This is a genomic window from Pseudomonas sp. Root401 (assembly GCF_001425105.1).
Taxonomy (GTDB): domain Bacteria; phylum Pseudomonadota; class Gammaproteobacteria; order Pseudomonadales; family Pseudomonadaceae; genus Aquipseudomonas; species Aquipseudomonas brassicacearum.
In genome coordinates, this window is record NZ_LMDO01000003.1 from 33,929 (window position 1) to 48,875 (window position 14,947).

At 62.1% G+C, this 14,947-nt stretch carries 16 protein-coding genes; 5 read left to right on the plus strand and 11 right to left on the minus strand.

Translation table 11 applies throughout. The features are described from left to right. The first annotated feature begins 53 nt into the window (after nt 1-53). On the plus strand, nt 54-689 hold the full coding sequence (locus ASC85_RS04030; protein WP_057448367.1) for a TetR/AcrR family transcriptional regulator: 636 nt from the start codon (nt 54-56) through the stop codon (nt 687-689). 334 nt (nt 690-1,023) lie between these two features. Here the strand turns inward: ASC85_RS04030 and ASC85_RS04035 are convergent, their stop codons facing one another. Beyond that, entirely contained in the window at nt 1,024-1,806 is a 783-nt protein-coding gene (locus ASC85_RS04035) for a class I SAM-dependent methyltransferase (RefSeq protein ID WP_057448368.1), read from the minus strand. A 91-nt stretch (nt 1,807-1,897) separates the two neighbouring features. Between ASC85_RS04035 and ASC85_RS04040 the strand changes: the two genes are divergently transcribed. Beyond that, complete coding sequence (locus ASC85_RS04040; protein WP_057448369.1) at nt 1,898-2,518, plus strand: hypothetical protein; 621 nt, start codon at nt 1,898-1,900, stop codon at nt 2,516-2,518. Nucleotides 2,519-2,521: 3 nt separating this feature from the next. Here the strand turns inward: ASC85_RS04040 and ASC85_RS04045 are convergent, their stop codons facing one another. From ASC85_RS04045 to ppc, 7 genes are all read right to left on the minus strand, one after another. Then, nucleotides 2,522-3,220, minus strand: coding sequence for an extensin-like domain-containing protein (locus ASC85_RS04045; protein WP_057448370.1), 699 nt, complete (start codon nt 3,218-3,220; stop codon nt 2,522-2,524). Between the two features lie 16 nt (nt 3,221-3,236). Continuing rightward, entirely contained in the window at nt 3,237-4,058 is an 822-nt protein-coding gene (locus tag ASC85_RS04050; protein ID WP_057448371.1) for an isocitrate lyase/PEP mutase family protein, read from the minus strand. A 31-nt stretch (nt 4,059-4,089) separates the two neighbouring features. Beyond that, nucleotides 4,090-4,950 (minus strand): DUF72 domain-containing protein, encoded by an 861-nt coding sequence (locus ASC85_RS04055; protein ID WP_057448372.1) that lies wholly within the window; start codon nt 4,948-4,950, stop codon nt 4,090-4,092. Beyond that, nucleotides 4,950-5,261 (minus strand): hypothetical protein, encoded by a 312-nt coding sequence (locus ASC85_RS04060; RefSeq protein ID WP_057448373.1) that lies wholly within the window; start codon nt 5,259-5,261, stop codon nt 4,950-4,952. The genes ASC85_RS04055 and ASC85_RS04060 overlap by 1 nt, the downstream gene beginning before the upstream one ends. 335 nt (nt 5,262-5,596) lie before the next feature. Then, the gene (tsaB, locus tag ASC85_RS04065; protein ID WP_057448374.1) at nt 5,597-6,274 is read right to left on the minus strand and encodes a tRNA (adenosine(37)-N6)-threonylcarbamoyltransferase complex dimerization subunit type 1 TsaB; all 678 of its coding nucleotides are present in this window, start codon (nt 6,272-6,274) and stop codon (nt 5,597-5,599) included. A 93-nt stretch (nt 6,275-6,367) separates the two neighbouring features. Then, complete coding sequence (adk, locus tag ASC85_RS04070; protein WP_003198170.1) at nt 6,368-7,015, minus strand: adenylate kinase; 648 nt, start codon at nt 7,013-7,015, stop codon at nt 6,368-6,370. Nucleotides 7,016-7,306: 291 nt separating this feature from the next. After that, a complete protein-coding gene (gene ppc, locus ASC85_RS04075) occupies nt 7,307-9,937 on the minus strand; it encodes a phosphoenolpyruvate carboxylase (RefSeq protein WP_057448375.1) in 2,631 nt (876 codons plus the stop codon). Between the two features lie 180 nt (nt 9,938-10,117). Between ppc and ASC85_RS04080 the strand changes: the two genes are divergently transcribed. From ASC85_RS04080 to ASC85_RS04090, 3 genes are all read left to right on the plus strand, one after another. Continuing rightward, the gene (locus tag ASC85_RS04080) at nt 10,118-10,462 is read left to right on the plus strand and encodes a hypothetical protein (RefSeq protein ID WP_003198166.1); all 345 of its coding nucleotides are present in this window, start codon (nt 10,118-10,120) and stop codon (nt 10,460-10,462) included. A gap of 370 nt (nt 10,463-10,832) precedes the next feature. Beyond that, nucleotides 10,833-11,246: a DUF4398 domain-containing protein gene (locus ASC85_RS04085; protein WP_003198164.1), complete on the plus strand. Its 414-nt coding sequence runs from the start codon at nt 10,833-10,835 to the stop codon at nt 11,244-11,246. Nucleotides 11,247-11,297: 51 nt separating this feature from the next. After that, the gene (locus ASC85_RS04090) at nt 11,298-12,086 is read left to right on the plus strand and encodes an OmpA family protein (RefSeq protein WP_057448439.1); all 789 of its coding nucleotides are present in this window, start codon (nt 11,298-11,300) and stop codon (nt 12,084-12,086) included. A 186-nt stretch (nt 12,087-12,272) separates the two neighbouring features. Here ASC85_RS04090 and ASC85_RS04095 read toward each other — a convergent pair whose 3' ends face one another. From ASC85_RS04095 to ASC85_RS04105, 3 genes are all read right to left on the minus strand, one after another. Then, nucleotides 12,273-12,602 carry a hypothetical protein gene (locus ASC85_RS04095; RefSeq protein WP_003198160.1) on the minus strand — a complete coding sequence of 110 codons (330 nt, stop codon included), beginning with the start codon at nt 12,600-12,602 and terminating at the stop codon, nt 12,273-12,275. Then, entirely contained in the window at nt 12,599-13,504 is a 906-nt protein-coding gene (locus ASC85_RS04100; protein WP_057448376.1) for an alpha/beta hydrolase, read from the minus strand. Before ASC85_RS04100 ends, ASC85_RS04095 begins: the two co-directional genes overlap by 4 nt. A 151-nt stretch (nt 13,505-13,655) precedes the next feature. After that, complete coding sequence (locus tag ASC85_RS04105) at nt 13,656-14,933, minus strand: flavohemoglobin expression-modulating QEGLA motif protein (protein WP_003185001.1); 1,278 nt, start codon at nt 14,931-14,933, stop codon at nt 13,656-13,658. Nucleotides 14,934-14,947: the final 14 nt, after the last annotated feature.

The following is a 14,947-nucleotide window of genomic DNA, read 5'->3' on the forward strand; positions in this document are numbered from 1 at the left end:
TGGCGAGTATGTTATTAATAGCAAACTCACCAGTCCAGTATTAAAGCGAAGAAATGTCGAACAATCCTCCAATCCCCTCCGGCCCCGGCCGTCCCAAGGACTTGGCCAAGCGCCAGGCCATTCTCGACGCGGCGAAACGTCTGTTCCTGAGCATGGGGTATGCCAATACCAGCATGGACGCCGTCGCCACCGAGGCGGGGGTTTCGAAGCTGACGGTCTACAGCCATTTCAACGACAAGGAGACGCTGTTTTCCGCTGCCGTGATGGCCAAATGTGAAGAGCAGGTACCGTCGCTGTTTTACGAATGGCCTGACGGCGTTCCGATCGAAAACGTGCTGCTGAACATTGCCCGTGGGTTCAACCAACTGATCAACAGCGATGAATCGTTGAACCTGCATCGGCTGATCATGGCCTTGGGCAGCCAGGATCCGAAGCTGTCGACGATTTTCTACGAAGCAGGCCCACAGCGGATGCTCTCAGGCATGGAGCGGCTGCTGATCAAGGTCAATCAGAGCGGCGCCCTGAGCATCGATAAACCGCGCAATGCCGCCGAGCATTTCTTCTGCCTGATCAAGGGCGCAGCGAATTTTCGGTTGTTGTCTGGCTGCGGCCCGGCCCCGGAACCGGAAGCCGCCGAGGCTCATGTGCAGGAAGTGGTGGGGTTGTTTGTGCGGGCTTATCGGCCTTAGGCCTGCCACAGTTTTTTCTGACTGAGGTGGACCTGGGGGAGCAAAGGTTTCCCTGACTGAGGCGGACCTGTGGGAGCAAAGCTTTCCCTGACTGAGGCGGACCTGTGGGAGCAAAGCTTTCCCTGACAGAGGTTGACCTGTGGGAGCAAAGCTTTCCCTGACAGAGGTTGACCTGTGGGAGCAAAGCTTTCCCTGACAGAGGTTGACCTGTGGGAGCAAAGCTTGCTCGCGATGGCGGCGCTGCGATCTATCAGAACACCGCGTCATCGTTCATCGCGAGCAAGCTTTGCTCCCACAGATCATTCTTCTCCGACAGAACACCTTCCCCCACAGATCAGGGCTTGAGCGCTTTCTTGGGGTAGATGTCGTAGCGACTGGATTTGCCATCGAGCCCATGACTCGGCTTCGGCCCGTCGATGCACGGGGCCTTGCGCGGGCGCTTGACCACCACCCGGTGGGTCGCCAGGGCCAGCGCGGCAGCGAGCAGCGCCGGGGCGTCCGGGTCGTCGCCCACCAGAGGGCGGAACAGGCGCATTTCCTTCTTCACCAGGGCGGTTTTCTCCCGATGGGGAAACATCGGGTCCAGGTAGATCACCTGGGGCGGTTCGCCTTCCCAGTCGCGCATTACTTCGATGGAATTGCCCTTGAGCAAACGCATGCGCGCCACGATCGGCGCCACGTCGAAGTCCTCCGCCGCGCGGGCCAGGCCATCCTCCAGCAGGGCGCCAATCAGCGGTTGACGCTCGATCAGGCTCATTTCGCAGCCCAGGCTGGCCAGCACAAACGCATCCTTGCCCAACCCGGCCGTGGCATCCAGCACCCGCGGACGCACACCTTGGGCGATACCGACCGCCTTGGCGATCATCTGGCCGCTGCCGCCACCGTACAAACGCCGATGGGCTGCTCCGCCTTCGACGAAGTCCACCCGCACCGGCCCTGGCGCGTCCGGGCCCAGTTGCTGCAACTGCAATCCCTGCTCGCCGATCTGCAAGGCAAACTCGCCATCGTCCACTTGCAAAGGCAGGCCAAGCCGCTCGGCCCAGTGCTCGGCCTGCGGTTGGAAGGCCGGGGCCAGGGCCTCGACATGGATGCGGCAGGCCGCGGGTTGCTCACTCATGGAAACATGCTCAAAAAATTAAGGATCGGCAAAAACGGCCGATAACAACGGTGAACGGCATTTTGCCAGAGCTGAGCGTCGACCGAGAAAAATGTCAGACATTCAATCCACATCGATAGGCGTTATCTCCCCTTACGGCGATTACAGCCTGCGTAACACCCAAGCGCTGAGCGGCGTCAGTCACCTGTGGCAGGATTTTTTTGCCCGGGCCCTGGCCGATCAACTGGGTGATAACGCACCGGCACCTGGCAGCTACCAGCCAGTGGCCCTCGATGAAGCGGTTGAACCGACCCTCGGCGCCGAACTGCTGGAACACATCGTCAGCCAGCGCACCTGCGAAGTGACTGAAACACCGGTCAAGCCGCCTGAGCCGCTGTTCCTGCCCATCGCCGAATTCGAACTCGACCTGCTGGACAAGCCCTTCCCGCCCTTCCCAGCCGAAGAAATCGCCGCCCAGCAGAAGCAGCAGACCTTCGAGAGCAACTGGGTTCGCCCACTCGTCCTCACCGCCGGCCAACCGCTGCCGGAGCCCGGCCCGGCACCGCAACCGCGGCCACTGCACCTGCCAATCGCCGAGTTCGAACTCGACCTGTTGGACAAACCGTTCCCGCCCTTCCCGGAAGAGGAATTGGTGGCGCAACAGAAACAACTGGATTTCGACATCCGCTGGGCACGTCCGATCGTGCTGCAGAACCTGCGCATCGCCGCCTGATCCTCAACGACAGATCCACCATGGCCCCACGTCCAGATGAAAATGGTTGCGGTGCGCCGCGTTGTAATCCGGGCTCAAGACCACACTGAACATATCGCAGGCGCCGTCGCGAGCCTGACGTAGAAAGCGCGCATCGGCATCGTCCTTGGGCCAGTCCTTGAGCACACTGACCGTGCGCCCATCGGCCAGGCGAAACCCGGCGATGTCCAACGCACTGGCGGTGGCGTGCTGGCTGCGCGCCCCACTCTCACGGCCATACATGTTGCGACAGGCGAAACTGCCGAGGTGATCGACCCGCGTCACTTTCTGCCCGTAGACCGCCATTGCCGCCGGCTGCAACCCATGACGCTCGAACAGCGCGAAGGCCACGGCCAGTGGGCAACTGGCGAGGAAACTGCTGCTCAGCGCCACCTCACCACCCTGCACCCTCAGCACATTGGTCAGCGGGCACGTCGAATTGGCGCCACTGTCCGCCTGGCGGGCGGTGCGCAGCCCCGACGTGGCGAGGGCCTGGTCGCACAGCTGCGGGTCGTTGCGCAGGGCCATGAGCTTGAAGCGGGTCAGCAGGTTCGGCGCAAGGTTGACGTCCAGGGGTGCCCAGGGATTCCATTGGGGCGGCAGCGTCACCCAGCCGCGCCATACCCCCAGCACTGCGACGCCAACGAGCAGTGCCACGACTGCAAGAACTTTCAAAAACCGCACGATGTTGCCTCGGGCCTCAACCCTTGAATAATTGGTTGGCCTGCTTGAACGGCATCGAGCGGCGCGTGAAGGTGAACGTGCCCTGCTGCTGGATTTCCTCGGCGGCGCGGAAGAACTCGCCAAGCGCGGCCAGGGCCAACGCCGATCCGACGCTGATGCGCTTGACGCCCAACTCGCTCAACTGCGCGACGGTCAGGTCCAGCGCCCCGGACATCAGCACATTCACCGGTTTCGGCGCCACGGCCCGCACCACTGCAAGCACTTGCTCGGCGCTGCTCAGCCCCGGGGCGTACAACACGTCGGCACCTGCGTCTGCGAAGGCCTTCAAGCGGCGAATGGTGTCGTCCAGGTCCGGATTGCCGTGCAGGAAGTTCTCCGCCCGGGCCGTCAGCAGGAAGGGATACGGCAAGCTGCGCACGGCCTCGGCGGCGGCCTTGACCCGCGCCACGGCATGGTCGAAGCAATAGATCGGGCTGTCTTCGCGCCCCGTGGCATCTTCGATCGAACCACCCACCGCACCGGCCTGCGCCGCACGGAGCAGGTTACGCGCGCAATCGTCGGGGGCATCGGCAAAACCGTTCTCCAGGTCCACGGCCACCGGCAAGTCGGTGGCTGCCACAATCGCCCGCACATTGGCCAGCGTGTCCTCCAGGCCCAGGGCGCCATCGGGCCGGCCCAAGGAAAAGGCGTGGCCGGCACTGGTGGTCGCTAGGGCTTCAAAACCGAGGCTGGCCAGCATCTTGGCCGAACCGGCATCCCACGGATTGGGAATGACAAAAGCCCCTTCACGTTCGTGCAAGGCCTTGAACGCCTGGGCTCGACGAGTTTGCGCATCCATGTAGTTCGCTCCTGAGCTGAGAAGGTTGGCCTCAGAGCAAACCCAGTTGCTCGGCGGCGGGCTCTCTATATAGCTCAGGCAGGGCCGGCAAGCCAGGCAAACGACTCATCAGGCGAGTGTGGAAGCGTTGCGCGAGTTTGGCTGCCAGCAGGTTGTCGGCGGTGTGCAGGAAGATATAGGGCGTGCGCCCCTCTTCGATCCATCCGGCGATTTTCTCGACCCAGGGCGTCAGGAACGGTTCATTGGCTTCCAGCACCGGATGGCCGATGAAGCGCACTTGCGGACATTGGGTGAACGCCGCAGGCCGGGGCGGCACGCGGGGCTTTTTCGATTGCGCGTGAAGCACCGCAGGATCAAGGGAGGTGCAACTGAACAAGGCTCGGGGATCGAGACAGATACGTTCGACACCACGATCGAGCAACAGGCGATTGAGGCGCCGTTCAGCGTCGCCCTTGGCAAAGAACTCATCGTGACGGACCTCCACGGCCAACGGGCGCTGCAAGGCGTCGATGAACCCCGCCAGTTCCGGCAACCGATTCGGGGTGAAGGCCTTGGACAGTTGCAGCCAGTACGGCGAGACGCGCTCACCCAAGGGGCTGAGCAGTTGCAGGAAGGTCTCGGTGGCCGCCAGGCGCTCGCGCAAGTCGCCATTGTGGCTGATGTCACCGGGGAACTTGGCGGTGAAGCGAAAGTGCTCGGGCATGATTTCGGCCCAGCGCTGGACCGTGGCCGCAGATGGGCTGGCGTAGAAGGTCGTATTGCCTTCCACGGCGTTGAACACTTGGGAATAGAGATTCAGGAAGTCGGTGCTTTTCGCGTCCTGGGGATAAAGGTAATCGCGCCAGGCGTTTTCGCTCCAGGAGGGGCAGCCCAGGTAGTAAGGCAAGACCATCAGATGTAGAGATCGAGTCCCAGCACTTCCATATCCCAATCGACGAAACCGGCGGTGCTCAGGTAGCTCGCCAGGGCCGTGGCGACACTGCGACTCATTGCACGGTGATAGAGCATGTCTTGCTGGCGGGCGGGAAGATTGCTCAGGCGTTGCGCGGAGGCTTTGGCGGCGCGGGCGGCCAATTGCTCTTCAGACGGGAACTCCAGTTCGCCATCGATATCATCATCGAAGGACTCTTGCTCAGCGATTTTGCCTGCATGAGGCTTGCGCTTGATGGGATAGGACTGGGATGAAACGCCGTCTATACGCATAACAGAATGCTCGGTATCAATGATGGCAATTTAGCGGCACTTTCGCAGCCGCGCAAATGCGCAAGTGATAACTAGAACACATAAAGCTTAAAAGGTTTAAAAACGGGCTGAAAAAGTGACGACTGGCAATATTGGGTGTGACTTTTGGGTGGGGGAATGTCTTTGTGCTGTGATTTTGTGGCGAGGGGATTTATCCCCGCTGGATGTAGGAGCTGGCGAAGCCTGCGATCTTTTGATCTTTGACTTGTTCACTTGAGATTCAAGTGTCGCTGGAAAGATCGCAGCCTTCGGCAGCTCCTACAACGGTGCTCGCTTGAGAAGGGGGTGAAGCTTTTTTATCGCTCGGACTTGGGGGTTGCGACTTTGTCCCGCAAGTAAACGGGTTGCGCATCATCGGCCGGGATGGCTTCACCACGGGCCCAGGCGAAGCGCGCCAGGGCCAGCAGGTCTTCGGCGTGAGGCAGCAATGTGGCGTCCTGGCCGGTCAGGCTGACGGCGATGCGCTCGCCGTAGCCCCAGCCGGTACCGGCACCGAACCACTCACCGTCGGCCCCGCTCGGCAACGCCGCCGCTTCGGGTGGCAATACCGCTTCAGCACCGACCAGGCGCATCTCGCCGTCGGTTTCGCGATAGCAGCCCCAGTACACCTCGTCCATGCGCGCATCGATGGCCGCTGCGACTTGGCGGGCGCCCTGTTCGCGCAAGGCGCGCTGGGCCAGCACCGCCAGGTTCGACACCGGCAACACCGGTCGCTCCAGGGCAAACGCCAATCCTTGCACCACACCGATGGCAATGCGCACACCGGTAAAAGCGCCCGGCCCGCGACCGAAGGCAATCGCGTCCACTGCCTGCAAGGTCGTCCCGGCATCGCTCAGCAGTTTCTGGATCATCGGCAACAGTTTCTGCGCATGCAGGCGCGGGATCACCTCGTAATGGCTCGTGACCTTGCCGTCGTGCAGCAAGGCAACGGAGCAAGCTTCAGTCGCGGTGTCCAGGGCCAGCAAGGTGCTCATCGATGTGTCCGTAAATCAGGTGGAAAAAAGTGCGCCAGTATAAACAACTACGGCCCGCAAGCGGGCCGTAGTTGATGCAACTGATCAGACTTTTCAGCTCAGCGCTTCGAGCACCTTGCCGGTGATCGCATCGACCGTGCCAACGCCCGGGATGTGGCTGTACTTCGGCTTGCCCTGGGCAGCCGACAGATTCTGGTAGAACGCCACCAGCGGCTTGGTCTGGGAATGGTAGACCGACAGGCGATGACGCACGGTTTCTTCGGTGTCGTCCTTGCGCTGCACCAGCTCTTCACCGGTGACATCGTCCTTGCCCGCGACTTTCGGCGGGTTGTAGACGGTGTGGTAGACACGGCCGGACGGCTCGTGGACACGACGACCGGCAATGCGCTGGACGATCTCTTCGTCGTCGACCGCGATTTCGACCACATGATCGAGCTCAACACCGGCAGTCACCAGGGCTTCGGCCTGGGGAATGGTGCGCGGGAAGCCGTCGAACAGGAAGCCGTTGGCGCAATCGGCTTGAGCGATACGATCCTTGACCAGGGCGATGATCAGGTCATCCGACACCAGGCCGCCGGCATCCATGATGCTCTTGGCCTTGACGCCCAGCTCGGTGCCCGCCTTGACCGCGGCACGCAGCATGTCGCCAGTGGAAATTTGCGGGATACCGAATTTTTCGGTGATGAACTTTGCCTGAGTACCTTTACCGGCCCCGGGAGCTCCCAGCAGAATGACGCGCATCGATGTGCTCCTCAATTTTTTTATGTAAAACGCTCGGATTCGCCTCGTGGGGCCAATCTTCGAAAAACAGGATCGTGACCGCCCAAACGGCCAAAGGCTGATCAAGATACACAGCAGGCCCGACCCACACAAGCCGCCGAAAGTCGGAGGAACCCGTGCCCGATACGACCTTCGGAGGGGGTGGCGAGAGTCGCAACCGGGCAATGAACTGTCGCCTGGCCAACCTGTTTCCTCCCCCGGCGGACAACGCCCGGGAACGCCGGGCGAGCCGTTTCGGTGCGCTGCCTAACCTTAGCCGGTATTACGCAAACCGGCGGCAATACCCGCCACAGACACCAGCAACGCCTGTTCCACGGGGCTGCCCTGGGCCACATCCTGCTGCCGCGAGCGCGCCAACAGTTCGGCCTGCAACAGGTGCAGCGGGTCGAGGTAAGTGTTGCGCAGGCGAATGAATTCCAGCGTGGCAGGGCTATGTGCCAGTAGCTGCGACTGACCGGTCAACCCAAGGACCACCGAGCAGGCCTGCGACAATAGGTCGCGTAAATGCGCACCCAAAGGCAGCAGCCCAGGTTCCACCAAACGCTCATCGTAGGAGCGGGCAATATCGGCATCGGCCTTGGCCAGCACCATCTCCAGCATGTCGATGCGGGTCCGGAAGAACGGCCATTGCTCGCGCATCTGCCCCAGCAACTCACCTTCGCCGCGCTCCAGGGCCTTGCTCAGTGCGGTTTCCCAGCCGAGCCAGGCCGGCAGCATCAGGCGGGTCTGGGTCCAGCCGAAGATCCACGGGATCGCCCGCAGGCTTTCGATGCCACCGGCCCGACGCTTGGCCGGGCGGCTGCCCAGGGGCAGGCGCCCCAGTTCCTGCTCGGGGGTGGACTGGCGGAAGTACTCGACAAATTGCGGGTTTTCCCGCACCACGGCGCGGTAGGCCTTGACGCCGTCTGCCGCCAGTTCGTCCATCAGGTGCCGCCACTGCGGCGTGGGCGGCGGCGGTGGCAGCAGCGTCGCTTCAAGCACCGCAGCGAGATAAAGATTGAGGTTCTGTTCGGCGATGTCCGGCAGGCCGAATTTGAAACGAATCATTTCGCCTTGCTCAGTGGTGCGGAAACGCCCGGCCACCGAACCCGGGGGCTGGGACAGGATCGCCGCGTGCGCCGGACCGCCACCACGGCCAACGGTGCCGCCGCGACCATGGAACAACAGCAGTTCGACTTGCTGCTCACGGCAGATGTCCACCAGCCGCTCCTGGGCCCGATACTGCGCCCAGGCCGCCGCGGTGGTCCCGGCGTCCTTGGCCGAATCGGAATAGCCGATCATCACTTCCTGGGGGCCTTGCAGCCGCGAGCGATAGCCGGGCAGCAGCAACAGCCGCTCGATCACCGGCCCGGCATTGTCCAGGTCGGCCAGGGTCTCGAACAGCGGCACCACGCGCATTGGCCGCAACACGCCGGCGTCCTTGAGCAACAGCTGCACCGCGAGGACATCGGAAGCCGCACCGGCCATGGAGATCACGTAGGAACCCAGGGACGCCGCTGGCGCCGCAGCCACTTCCCGGCACGTCGCCAACACTTCCGCCGTATCGGCCGATGGCTTGAAATGGGCCGGCAGCAGCGGACGCCGGTTGCTCAGTTCCGCCAGCAAGAAGCTGATGCGCTGCTCCTCGTTCCAATCCTCATAGCGGCCCAGGCCCAGGTAGTCGGTTATTTCCGTCATGGCGGCGGTATGGCGCGTCGAGTCCTGGCGCACGTCGAGGCGCACCAGGAACAGGCCAAAGGTCACCGCCCGGCGCAGGCAATCGAGCAGCGGCCCGTCGGCAATCACGCCCATGCCGCATTCGTGCAACGAGTGGTAGCACAGCTCCAGAGGGTCCAGCAGCTCGCGGTTGTGCTGCAACACCTCGGCGCTTGGCGGCGTGGCGGCACTCAAGGAGGCGTGGGCCCAGTTGCGGGTGGCGCGCAGGCGTTCACGCAGTTGCTTGAGCACGGCGCGATAAGGTTCGGCGCTGTCGCCGGCCTGGGCACGCAAGGCCTCGCTGGCGTGTTGCATCGACAGCTCGGCCGCCAGTTGATCGACATCACGCAGGTACAGGTCCGCTGCCATCCACCGCGCCAACAAAAGCACCTCGCGGGTCACGGCGGCGGTGACATTCGGGTTGCCGTCACGGTCGCCGCCCATCCACGAGGCAAAGCGGATCGGCGCGGCCTCCAGCGGCAGGCGCAAGCCGGTGGCGGCATGCAGCGCCTGGTCGGCCTTGCGCAGGTAATTGGGAATGGCCTGCCACAACGAGTGCTCGATTACCGCAAAACCCCACTTGGCCTCATCCACCGGGGTCGGCCGGGTGCGGCGGATTTCTTCGGTGTGCCAGGCTTCGGCGATCAGGCGTTGCAGGCGCTCGTGAATCTGCGCGCGCTCGGCGCTGGTCAGGTCGCGGTGATCCTGGGCCGCCAGTTGCGCGGCGATGGCGTCGTATTTCTGGATCAGCGTACGGCGAGCCACTTCCGTGGGGTGGGCCGTGAGGACCAGTTCGATCTCCAGCCGCCCCAATTGCCTGGCCAGGGCTTCGGCGCCATGGCCCTCGGCCCGCAACCGGGCGAGCAACTCGGGCAGTACCCGTGCCTCGAAGGGCGCCGGTTGCGACTCTTCGCGGCGATGAATCAGTTGGTATTGCTCGGCGATGTTGGCCAGGTTGAGAAACTGGTTGAACGCCCGCGCCACCGGCAGCAGTTCGTCCTCGCTCAACTGGTTGAGGCTGGCGCTGAGTTCGGCGTCCACGGAACCGCGTCGATCAGCCTTGGCGCCCTTGCGGATCTGCTCGATCTTGTCGAGAAACGTGTCCCCGTATTGTTCACGGATGGTGTTGCCCAATAGCTCACCGAGCAGGTGAACGTCTTCGCGCAAGCGTGCATCGATATCGGTCATCAGCATTTCTCCAGCAAAAAAGTCCGGACAGCTCTTGGATTAGAGAGTGCCGATGCCCACCGTTTCTGACAAGCGACGAAGGGACTTTAAACCTTGCAGGACAAAGCTAGTCTCATGAGTAAGCCACACAACGGCTTGTCACTCACCGCGCCTGCCACGAGCAGGCTTATTGAGGTCATCATGAAAATTCGTGAGCTTGCCCAGCATTGGGAAGAAAACGCCAAGGGCCGCCTGACCCAGACTGGCTACACGATTCATCTGGACGTGGAAGCCGCCGCACGGCTGGCGGCGATCTGCGACATGTACCCCAAGCGCCAGCCCGAGGAGCTGCTCGGCGAGTTGATCGGGGCGGCACTGGAAGAGCTGGAAGCAAGCTTCCCCTACATCAAGGGCTCGCAAGTCGTCGCCACCGATGAAGAAGGCGACCCGCTGTACGAAGACGTCGGCCCGACCCCGCGATTCCTCGCCTTGTCCCGCCGGCATCTGCACGAACTTTCCTCGCAGAACGACAAATCCAAGCACTGACTCCTGTAGGAGCTGACGAGCGAAGCGAGGCTGCGATCTTTCCCCTGACGCTTGAGTCCCAAGCGAAAGATCAAAAGATCGCAGCCTTCGGCAGCTCCTACATCCGCGCCCGCCAAAAAAACGCAGGTTTCCCTACACCGGGAATACCGCTGCGCGCCTTGAAAGTTCAGCTTTTCTGCGACTGACCAATCAGTCAGTAATTCTTTTGGCGAATGGCCATCTTCGCTGAACTTTTGAAAAACGCCTCGGGTCACACCGAGTAACCATACTGGAACGGTTGTTTAAATAAACGCGCCTTGGCGCCAGCGCCAAACCAGACGTCACGGCTTCGGTCCCAGCATGGATTTGTCGTTTTTTCAGGAGTTTTCCAATGGAGTTGAAGCCTATGAATACCTGCACTGCCAAACCCTCATCCACTGGCCTGCGCGGCTTGAAGTTGGCTGCCCTGGCGATCGGTAGCAGCTTCATTCTCGCCGGTTGCGCCGGTAATCCACCTTCGGAGCAGTACGCGGTGACCCAATCGGCGGTCAACAGCGCCGTCAGCGCTGGCGGTACCGAATTCGCTGCCGTGGAAATGAAATCGGCCCAGGACAAGCTCAAGCAGGCGGAAATCGCCATGCATGACAAGAAATACGACGAAGCCAAGCGTCTGGCCGAACAGGCCGAGTGGGACGCCCGCGTCGCCGAGCGCAAGGCTCAGGCCGCCAAGGCCGAACAAGCACTCAAGGATTCTCAGAAAGGGGTTCAGGAACTGCGTCAGGAAGGCATGAACAAGGTTCAGTAAGCCGTTCACGCCACGACGTACTTCTCATTGATAAAAGGACGACAGACTATGATGCACAAACACTTGATGATGCCCGCACTGCTCGCTGCCTGCGTAGCCCTGGCCGCTTGCTCCCACGACCCGAACGCGAACCTGGAACAGGCACGGACCAACTACAACGGCCTGCAGGCTGACCCGGCGGCGACCAAAGTGGCAGCATTGGAAACCAAGGACGCCGCCGACTTCCTGGCCAAGGCTGACAAGGCCTATATGGACAAGGAAGACGAAGCCAAGGTCGACCAGTTGGCCTACCTGACCAACCAGCGCGTCGAAGTGGCCAAGCAGACCATCGCCTTGCGCAACGCCGAAGCCGAGCTGAAAAACGCCGGTGACGAACGTGCCCGTGCCTTGCTCGATGCGCGTAACGCGCAGATCAAGCAACTGCAGGACAGCCTCAACGCCAAGCAGACCGAACGCGGTACGCTGGTGACCTTCGGCGACGTGCTGTTCGCCACCAACAAGTCCGACCTGCGCGCCAGCGGCATGACGAATGTGAGCAAACTGGCGCAGTTCCTCCAGGAAAACCCGGACCGCAAGGTGATCATCGAAGGCTACACCGACAGCACCGGTTCGGATTCCTATAACCAGTCGCTGTCCGAGCGCCGCGCCAGCTCCGTGCGCACTGCCCTGGTGAAAATGGGCGTGGACCCGGCCCGCATCGTGACCCAGGGTTACGGCAAGGAATTCCCGGTGGCCGACAACACCAGCGTCTCGGGCCGTGCCATGAACCGTCGCGTGGAAGTGACCATCTCCAACGACAACCAGCCAGTGGCCCCGCGCTCGACCATGAGCGCCAACTGATCGGCTGAGAGCAACAAAAAAGCCCCGCCTGACTTTCATCAGGCGGGGCTTTTTCATGGCCGAAGAGGTTTGGCTGTACACAATCCCTGTGGGAGCGAGCTTGCTCGCGATGGCGGAGTGTCAGGCACTATTTATGCTGCTGAACCACCGCTATCGCGAGCAAGCTCGCTCCCATAGGGGGCTCGCTTATGGCTGCAATTTTTGCGGCGTTTCCTGGCCCATGCAGCGCACCGCGCGTTTCTTCTCGTTGATCAGCACGCCGGTCAGGCCTTTCTGCTCGGTGTCGAACAACACCAGCACACCATCGATGCACTGGGCGACCTGGGGGGCCGGTTCCAGGGAAACCTTGTAGTCCTCCCCCGGTACGGTCTTGAGCATGGTGAACTGGTTGAGCAGCAACGCGTCCTCGGGCTTGGCGAAGTGCAGGTAGCCGTAGTACCACAGCGTCGCAACGGTGCCGAGAATGCTGCAGATACCGGTGATGATCAGGGGGATGGCGTTACGTTCTTCGCTCATTGCGGACTCTCTGGTGATTCAACGGGTGATTTCGGGTAATTCGGGACCTCGCCCAGGCGGCGCAGGCCGTCGAAGTGCTGGGGGTCGTCGAGGTAGCGCAGCATCACGGTGCGCCAGGTTGGGTCGGCGAATGTCTGCACATGGCCGCCGCGTGTCAACTGCAGGACCCGCGGCGGCGGCGCAGCTTGATACAGGCGGATGCCGTTGGAAAGGGGCACGATGGGGTCGTCCAGGCTGTGGTAGATCAATTTCGGCACGCCATTCAATTGCGCCACGGAACTGATCGCGCTGTCACCGTCCGGCACCAGCCAGGACAATGGCACCTGGAGCGGCCAGGTCAACCACGAGGTGCTCAGGGCAAACCGGCCGACGTCACGATAGCTGGCAGGCACGCCATCGAGCACCAGGGCCTTGAGCTGGCGTTGACGCTGCGGGTGTTCGACCAGGTAATGCACCGCCAGCGCACCGCCCAGGCTCTGGCCGAGCAGCACCAGCGGCTTGCCCTGCACCTCGGGCGCCTGGTCGAGCCATTGGAACGCCGCGTCGATGTCCTGGTAAATCGCCGGCAGGCTCGGCTCGCCTTCGGACAGGCCATAACCCCGGTAGTCGACCATCAACACCTGGTAGCCCTGCTCCGGCAGCCACCAGCTCCCGCCCAGGTGCCAGGCCAGGTTGCCGCCGTTGCCGTGCAAATGCAGGACCGTGCCCTTGACCTCCACGCCTGGTTTGACGGGCAGCCACCAGCCCCTGAGCTTGAGACCGTCGGCGGTGGTCAGGGTGATGTCGCGGTACTCGAGCCTGGCCCGCTCCGGGGTGAACGGCAGGCCGCGTTCGGGGTAGAACAGCAGTGAGCTGCAACCGCTCAGGGCCAGCAAAAGGCAAATGATGCCGAGGGTTCGCATCCGGTGAAACCTCGCAAAAATCAGGGTTGGAACACCGTCCCTGTGGGAGCGAGCCTGCTCGCGAAAGCGGCATTGCAGTCAACATTGATGTTGAATGTTCAATCGCTTTCGCGAGCAGGCTCGCTCCCACATTTTCGGACAGTGTGGGTGTTCAGAGGATATTGGAATAATCCGCTTCGATCCGGTCCAGGCTCAGGTGGTTCAGGAAGTTGGAGAAACACATCCAGGCCGACAGGGCGTTCATGTCGCGGAACTGCTCGGGCAGGTACTTGGGCGGTACGACCAGGCCTTCGTCCACCAGTTGCCGCAACGTGCGCATGTCCTCGAGGGTGGTCTTGCCGCAGAACAGCAGCGGCACCTGTTCCAGCTTGCCTTTGCGCACGGCCAACTGAATGTAGTTGTAAACCATGATGAAGCCCTTGAGGTAGGACAAGTCTTTGGTGAATGGCAGACCCGTCGGCACCGACCCTCGGAAAACCCGACTGGCGTTGCCGTAGCTTTCGGCCATTTCAAAACCCTGCTCGCGGAAGAACTCGAAGACCTGCAGGAAATCGGCGCCCTCCTCCACCATGTGAATGGCCCGGGTACGGTTGGTCAGTTTGCGCAGGCGGCTCGGGTAGGAGGCGAAGGTGATGATTTCCATCAGGATCGCCAGGCCTTCCTGAGTCACCGTGGACGAGGGTGGGCCCTTGGACAGGAAGGTGCAGATCGGCTGGTTGAGGCCGTTGAGGGTGGTGCCAACGTGCACCAATCCTTCGTGGACTTCCAGCGCCCGCACGTCGCGCTCGTTGAACATCGCATCGGTGCGGATCTTGATGTAGTCCGCACCCGCTGCCGCGTCAGCCACGATGCCATCGGACTCGAACACCCGGATGGTTTCCTCGGCTTCGCCGAACACCCGGTTGAGGCGGTGTTGCAGCAGGCTGACGGCTTCCTTGGCGCTGAGGACTTTCGGCTCGTCCTTGAGGTCGCCCCGGCCATCGATGTTGTTCAGGTAATCGGAGAGCATCAGGCCCAGGTCGGCCAGGGTCGGGTCGCCGGCGTGGAAGGCATCGGAGGCGGCGCCATAGAGCTCCTGGGAGATCAGCCCGAAATCCTCGGTGCCACGCGCCTCGAGCATGCGCACCACCATGCGGTATTCCTTGCACATGCGGCGCATGATCTGGCCAACCGGGTTGAACTGCCCAAGCTGGCGGGTGATGTCACGCTCGATGTTCTGGAACTCCAGCTTCACCTTGCTCGAATCGAAAGACAGTGGCCGGTTGAGGTAATAGTCGCGATCCACCGCGGGCATTTCCTTGCCCTTGGCCTTGAGAAAGCCCTTGCGGATGTTCTCGTCCCACTTCACCGCGTCGAGGATGCGAATCGGCGTTTGCGCCAGCACAATGCGATCGGACAAGGTGCGTATCGTCTGCTGGTAATCGTCCACCCGGAACTCCTGTG